The sequence below is a fragment of the Kitasatospora sp. NPDC059571 genome (assembly GCF_042735675.1).
Taxonomy (GTDB): Bacteria; Actinomycetota; Actinomycetes; order Streptomycetales; family Streptomycetaceae; genus Kitasatospora.
Genome location: NZ_JBHWBW010000453.1, coordinates 1 through 6,418, shown reverse-complemented (window position 1 = coordinate 6,418; position 6,418 = coordinate 1). Strand labels below are relative to the sequence as shown.

The following is a 6,418-nucleotide window of genomic DNA, read 5'->3' as shown; positions in this document are numbered from 1 at the left end:
GGCCGGGCGGGCCCGCACCCCGGGCGCCGGCCGGGTGTGCGCGGGTCAGGGCCGCGCGGTGGCCTCGGCCCAGCGCTTGAGGGTGGCCTCGGCGGCGCCGGAGTCGATGGCGGCGGCGGCGCGCTCCATCCCGGCGGCGAGCTGCTCGGCCAGCGGGGCGCCGGTGAGCTCCAGGGCCGTCAGGGCGGCGGCCGAGTTGAGCAGGACGGCGTCCCGGACGGGGCCGCGCTCGCCGGCCAGCCGCCGGCGCGCGACCGCGGCGTTGTACTCGGCGTCCGCACCGCGCAGCGCCTCGATGCCGACCGGCTCGATGCCCACGTCGCGGGGGTCGAAGACGCTCTCGGTGACGGTGCCGTCCTGGACGGTCCACACGTGCGAGGTGGTGGAGATGGTCAGCTCGTCGAGGCCGTCGTCGCCGCGGAAGACCAGGGCGGAGGCGCCGCGCCGGGCCAGCACGCCGGCGATCAGGCCGGCCAGCCGGGTGTCGAAGCAGCCGACGGCGTGCGAGGTGACCCGGGCCGGGTTGGTCAGCGGGCCCAGGATGTTGAACGCGGTCGGCACGCCCAGGTCGCGGCGGGCCTCGGCGGCGTGCCGCATCGCCGGGTGGAACCTGGCCGCGAAGCAGAAGGTCAGGCCGGTCTCCTCGGCGACCTCGGCGACCCGGCGGGCACTGAGGTCCAGCCGGATGCCGAGCTTCTCCAGGACGTCGGAGGAGCCGCTGGCGGAGGAGGCGGCCCGGTTGCCGTGCTTGACCACCTTGGCGCCGGCGGCGGCGGCCACGATGGCGGACATGGTGGAGATGTTGACGGTCTTGGCCCGGTCGCCGCCGGTGCCGACGATGTCCACCGCCGGGCCGGGGATGTGCAGCGGCTCGGCGTGCGCGTACATCGCGTCGACGAGGCCGGCGATCTCCTCGACCGTCTCGCCCTTGGCCCGCAGGGCGATCATGAATCCCGCCACCTGCACGGGGGTGGCCTCGCCGGACATGATCCGGTCCATCGCCCAGGCCGTGTCGGCCTGCCCGAGGTCCTCTCCCCTGAGCAGCGAGGTCAGGACGTCCGGCCAGGTGCGGACCACCTGCACGGGGTCCTCGCCGCCGTTCGCAGGGTTCACGTTCACCATGGCCGACTCCAGCTCTCATCGGTAGTGCGCCGAAAGGGACGGAGCCAGCCTAGCGAGCGGCGGCGGGCGGCCGTGCCGTTCCCGCCGCCCCTTCTCTCCTGGTGAGACGGCCCGCCGTCAGTGGTGCGCGGGGGTCCGCCGGGCCACCCGGGCGCGCAGCAGGGTCGCCGCGGCCTCGGCCAGCGCCACCGGGTCGACCGGCTGCGCGATCGCGGCGTCGGCCCGGCTCCAGGCGGCGAGCCAGGAGTCCTGCGGCCGGCCGATCAGCACCAGCACGGGCGGGCAGCCGTAGATCTCGTCCTTGAGCTGGCGGGTCAGGCCGAGGCCGCCGGCCGGCACCGCCTCGCCGTCCAGGACGCAGAGGTCGATCCCGCCCTTCTCCAGGGCGCGGAGCACGGCCGGGGTGGTGGCGCACTCCAGGTAGGCGATCTCCGGGAGGTCGGCGGCCGGCCGGCGCCCGAGCGCCAGGGTGACCTGCTCGCGGGTGTTGCGGTCGTCGCTGTAGACGAGAACGGTGAGCGTCTCGTCGGTCGTGTGCGCCATGGGCCCTGCTCCCGGGTGCTCGTCCTCTTATATGTGCCGCTCCGAACGGCCCAGTGTGATCCGGACCACGTTCGCTCTCGGATGCTACTCCCGGACGCCCGCGGCGGTGAGCCCCTGACGCGATCTCTCTCAAGCCGCCGCGCGCGAATCTCACCCGCACGGGCGACGGCGGCTCACCCGTCCCGAACAACCGTCAGAAATCGGACACCCGGTCGACGGCCGACCGCCACCGCGGCCGGTCCGGGGGCAGCCGGGCATACCGCACGCACCGGACACTCCGAGGAGGACCCCCCGGCGTGAAGACGGAATAAGGGACCGACATAATGTCCGTCGTGGCGACAGCAACAGCAACAGAAACCGGACACGCGCACGGAGCGGTCAACAGGCCGAACCTGGTCAGCGTCGGAACCATCGTCTGGCTGAGCTCGGAGCTGATGTTCTTCGCGGCCCTGTTCGCGATGTACTTCACGCTCCGCTCGGTCATGGGATCGGCGTTCTGGACCGAGAAGGCGGACGCCCTCAACGTGCCGTTCTCCTCGGTGAACACCACGATCCTGGTGCTCTCCTCCCTCACCTGCCAGCTCGGCGTCTTCGCCGCCGAGCGCGGTGACGTGAAGAAGCTCCGCTCGTGGTTCATCATCACGTTCGTGATGGGCTCGATCTTCATCGGCGGGCAGATCTTCGAGTACACCGAGCTGGTCAAGAAGGACGGCCTCTCGCTGTCCTCCGACCCGTACGGCACGGTGTTCTACCTGACGACCGGCTTCCACGGCATGCACGTGACGGGTGGTCTGATCGCCTTCCTGCTGGTCCTGGGGCGGACGTACGCCGCCAAGCGGTTCACGCACGAGCAGGCCACCGCCGCGATCGTCGTGTCGTACTACTGGCACTTCGTCGACGTCGTGTGGATCGGCCTGTTCGCGACCATCTACCTGATCAAGTAAAGGCTGATCAGGTCGCTGGCCGCCGGCCGGAGAGCACCCGCCCCGTGCGGGGGCCCCGCCGACCAGTCCGCCCCGACCCGGGTACCGGCCCCGAGCAGACCGGTCCCACGGGCGCAGCCACCCAGCCGACCAGATCCTGACACCGGGGTTAATCCGTGAAAAAGCTCTCCGCACGACGGCGCCACCCACTGGCGGCGCTGGTCGTCCTACTTCTCGCCCTGGCGGCCACCGGGGGGCTGTACGCCGCGTTCGCGCCCGCCGAGAAGGCCCAGGCCGACACCTCCGCGCAGTCGCTCGCGATCGAAGAGGGCAAGAAGCTCTTCGCCGTGGGCTGCTCGTCCTGCCACGGCCTCAACGGCCAGGGCGGCAGTGACGGCCCGAGCCTGGTCGGTGTCGGCTCCGCCGCCGTCGACTTCCAGGTCGGCACCGGCCGGATGCCCGCCCAGCAGAGCGGCGCCCAGGTGCCGACCAAGAAGGTCATCTACTCCCAGGCGCAGATCGACCAGCTGGCCGCCTTCGTGGCCTCGCTCGGCCCCGGCCCGGTCATCCCGACGGAGCAGCAGTACACCGCCACCAACCCGAACGACGTGGCCAAGGGTGGCGAGCTCTTCCGGACCAACTGCGCCCAGTGCCACAACTTCGCCGGCAAGGGTGGCGCCCTGACCCAGGGCAAGTACGCCCCGCCGCTGGTGAACACCTCCCCCAAGCACATCTACGAGGCCATGCAGACCGGCCCGCAGAACATGCCGTCGTTCCCCGACACCACCATGCCGGAGGAGCAGAAGAAGCAGATCGTGGCCTTCGTCCGCAACGCGGCCGATGAGCCCAACCCGGGTGGTCTCGCCCTCGGCAGCCTCGGTCCGGTGACCGAGGGCCTGTTCGGCTGGATCTTCGCCCTGGGTGCGCTCATCGTGGTCGCGATCTGGGTCGCCGCCCACACCACCAAGGCCAAGAAGTCATGAGCCACGAGATGTCTGACGAGAAGCTGCCGGAGTCGCACGGCTCCGAAGGGCACGCGGTCGCCACCCACGGCGACCCGTTCGCCGACCCCGGTCTGCCGGCCCACGAGCCGCGCCGGACCGACATCGACGAGCGCGCCGCCAAGCGCGCCGAGCGGCAGGTCGCCCTGCTGTTCATCGTCTCGATGCTCGCCACTGTCGGGTTCATCGCCTCGTACGTGATCTTCGACATCGACAAGATCATCTACGTGTTCCCGCTGGGCCACATCAGCGCGCTGAACTTCGCCCTGGGTCTGACCCTGGGCGTGGCGCTGTTCTGCATCGGCGCGGGCGCCGTCCACTGGGCGCGCACCCTGATGTCGGACCACGAGATCCCGGCCGAGCGCCACCCGATCGAGGCTGACGACGAGGTCCGCGCGGACGTCATCGAGCAGTTCAAGACCGGTGCCGCGGAGTCCGGCTTCGGCCGCCGCAAGCTGCTGCGCAACACCCTGATCGGGTCGATGGCCCTGGTGCCGCTGTCCGGCGTCGTGCTGCTGCGCGACCTCGGCCCGCTGCCCGAGGACAAGCTGGCCCACACCGGCTGGGAGCTGGCCACCCCGGCCAAGCCCATCCCGCTCATCAACATGAGCACCAACGAGCCGATGAAGCCCGAGGACATCGTCACCGGCTCGCTGACCTTCGCCAAGCCCGAGGGCCTGGAGGAGGACCAGGAGTTCTTCCAGGAGCAGATCGCCAAGGACGCCCTGATGATCGTCCGGATCGCTCCGGGCGACCTGAAGGACCAGAAGTCCGCCGACCTGGGCTTCGAGGGCATCCTGGCGTACTCCAAGATCTGCACGCACGTCGGCTGCCCGATCAGCCTCTACGAGCAGCAGACCCACCACGCGCTCTGCCCCTGCCACCAGTCGACCTTCGACCTGTCGGACGGCGCGCGCGTCATCTTCGGCCCGGCCGGCCACCCGCTGCCGCAGCTGAAGATCACCACTGACGAGAAGGGCTTCCTCGTCGCCACCGGCGACTTCCAGGAGCCCGTCGGCCCGAGCTACTGGGAGCGGCCGTGAGCACCGCGAACAGCGCCACTTCCGGCGCGTCCAAGCCGGCCAGCACCCGCGCCAAGCCTGCGAACAAGTTCGAGGCGGCCGCTGACTGGACCGACGGACGGCTGGGGATCTACTCCCTGGCCAAGTCCAACCTGCGCAAGATCTTCCCGGACCACTGGTCCTTCATGCTGGGCGAGATCTGCCTCTACACCTTCATCATCATCATCCTGACCGGCGTCTACCTGACGCTGTTCTTCAAGCCGAGCATGGCGGAGGTCGTCTACCACGGCCCCTACGCCCCGCTCGACGGCATCCGGATGTCCGAGGCCTACGCCTCGACCATGGACATCAGCTTCGAGGTGCGCGGCGGTCTGCTGATCCGCCAGATCCACCACTGGGCGGCGATCGTCTTCGTCGCCGCGATGCTGGTGCACATGATGCGCGTCTTCTTCACCGGCGCGTTCCGCAAGCCGCGCGAGATCAACTGGCTCTTCGGCGCCGGTCTGCTCTTCCTCGGCATGTTCGACGGCTTCATGGGCTACTCGCTCCCGGACGACCTGCTGTCCGGCACGGGTATCCGCTTCATGGAGGGCGCGATCCTGGCGGTGCCGCTGGTCGGCACGTACATCCAGTTCTTCCTGTACGGCGGCCAGTTCCCCGGCACCGACATCGTGCCGCGGTTCTTCACCATCCACGTGCTGCTGATCCCGGGCATCATGCTGGGCCTGCTGGTGGCCCACCTGATCCTGGTCTTCTACCACAAGCACACCCAGTTCGCGGGTCCCGGCCGCACCGAGCAGAACGTGGTCGGCATGCCCCTCATGCCGGTCTACATGGCCAAGGCCGGCGGCTTCTTCTTCCTGGTGTTCGGCGTCATCTCGGCCGCCTCGGCGATCGCGACCGTCAACCCGATCTGGGCGTACGGCCCGTACCGCCCCGACCAGGTGTCCACCGACGCCCAGCCGGACTGGTACATGGGCTTCTCCGAGGGCCTGATCCGCATCATGCCCGGCTGGGAGATCCGCGCCTGGGGCCACACCCTCAACATGGGCGTGTTCATCCCGCTGATGGTCTTCCCGCTCGTCCTGGCGGCCATCTGGCTGTACCCGTTCGTCGAGGCGTGGGTCACCGGCGACAAGCGCGAGCACCACATCGCCGACCGTCCGCGCAACGCCCCGGTCCGCACCGCCTTCGGTGCGGCCTGGATCAGCGAGTACGTGATCCTGCTGATCGGTGGTGGCAACGACCTCATCGCCACCCACCTGCACCTGTCGATCAACACGATCACGTACACCGTCCGGATCGGCTTCTTCGTCCTCCCGGTGATCGTCTTCTTCATCACCAAGCGCTGGTGCCTCGGCCTCCAGCGCCGTGACAAGGACAAGGTGCTGCACGGCCGCGAGAGCGGCGTCATCAAGCGCCTGCCGCACGGCGAGTTCATCGAGGTGCACGAGCAGCTGCCGCAGGACAAGCTGTACAAGCTCACCGCGCACGAGCAGCCGCAGCCGCTCGAACTGCCGGCCGAGGTCGACGAGAACGGCGTGGCCCGCAAGGCCGGCGCCATCGCGAAGACCCGCGCCAAGCTCTCCGACGCGTTCTACGGCGACGGCAGCCAGATCGCCAAGCCCACCGCCGAGGAGCACCACGAGATCACCAGCGGCCACGGCCACCACTGATCTCCAGCTGATCCGCCACAACCCGAGGGCCCCTGCCGCACCGGCCGGGGCCCGCCGGGGTTGACCCAAACGGGGGGGGGGATCTTGACATCCATAACACCAGAGCCCCACCCCCCGACCAGCAGGTGCGG

Annotated in this window: 6 protein-coding genes; 4 read left to right on the top strand and 2 right to left on the bottom strand. The window is 69.9% G+C overall.

Going from position 1 to position 6,418, the window contains the following annotated elements; translation table 11 throughout:
- Positions 1-45 precede the first annotated feature (45 nt).
- Positions 46-1,122, bottom strand: a complete 1,077-nt coding sequence (gene trpD / locus ACFV0G_RS32645; RefSeq protein ID WP_380555823.1) for an anthranilate phosphoribosyltransferase — start codon at positions 1,120-1,122, stop codon at positions 46-48.
- A gap of 117 nt (positions 1,123-1,239) precedes the next feature.
- Positions 1,240-1,665: a hypothetical protein gene (locus tag ACFV0G_RS32640; RefSeq protein WP_380555821.1), complete on the bottom strand. Its 426-nt coding sequence runs from the start codon at positions 1,663-1,665 to the stop codon at positions 1,240-1,242.
- 323 nt (positions 1,666-1,988) lie between these two features.
- Here ACFV0G_RS32640 and ACFV0G_RS32635 point away from each other — a divergent pair, with 323 nt between their 5' ends.
- The 4 genes from ACFV0G_RS32635 to ACFV0G_RS32620 all read left to right on the top strand — a co-directional run bounded on the left by ACFV0G_RS32635 (position 1,989) and on the right by ACFV0G_RS32620 (position 6,287).
- Positions 1,989-2,609, top strand: a complete 621-nt coding sequence (locus ACFV0G_RS32635) for a heme-copper oxidase subunit III (RefSeq protein WP_380555819.1) — start codon at positions 1,989-1,991, stop codon at positions 2,607-2,609.
- A 155-nt stretch (positions 2,610-2,764) separates the two neighbouring features.
- On the top strand, positions 2,765-3,571 hold the full coding sequence (locus tag ACFV0G_RS32630) for a c-type cytochrome (protein ID WP_380555817.1): 807 nt from the start codon (positions 2,765-2,767) through the stop codon (positions 3,569-3,571).
- Between the two features lie 8 nt (positions 3,572-3,579).
- Positions 3,580-4,632 carry a Rieske 2Fe-2S domain-containing protein gene (locus ACFV0G_RS32625; protein WP_380555815.1) on the top strand — a complete coding sequence of 351 codons (1,053 nt, stop codon included), beginning with the start codon at positions 3,580-3,582 and terminating at the stop codon, positions 4,630-4,632.
- A complete protein-coding gene (locus ACFV0G_RS32620; RefSeq protein ID WP_380555813.1) occupies positions 4,629-6,287 on the top strand; it encodes a cytochrome bc complex cytochrome b subunit in 1,659 nt (552 codons plus the stop codon). Before ACFV0G_RS32625 ends, ACFV0G_RS32620 begins: the two co-directional genes overlap by 4 nt.
- The last annotated feature ends 131 nt before the right edge of the window (positions 6,288-6,418 follow it).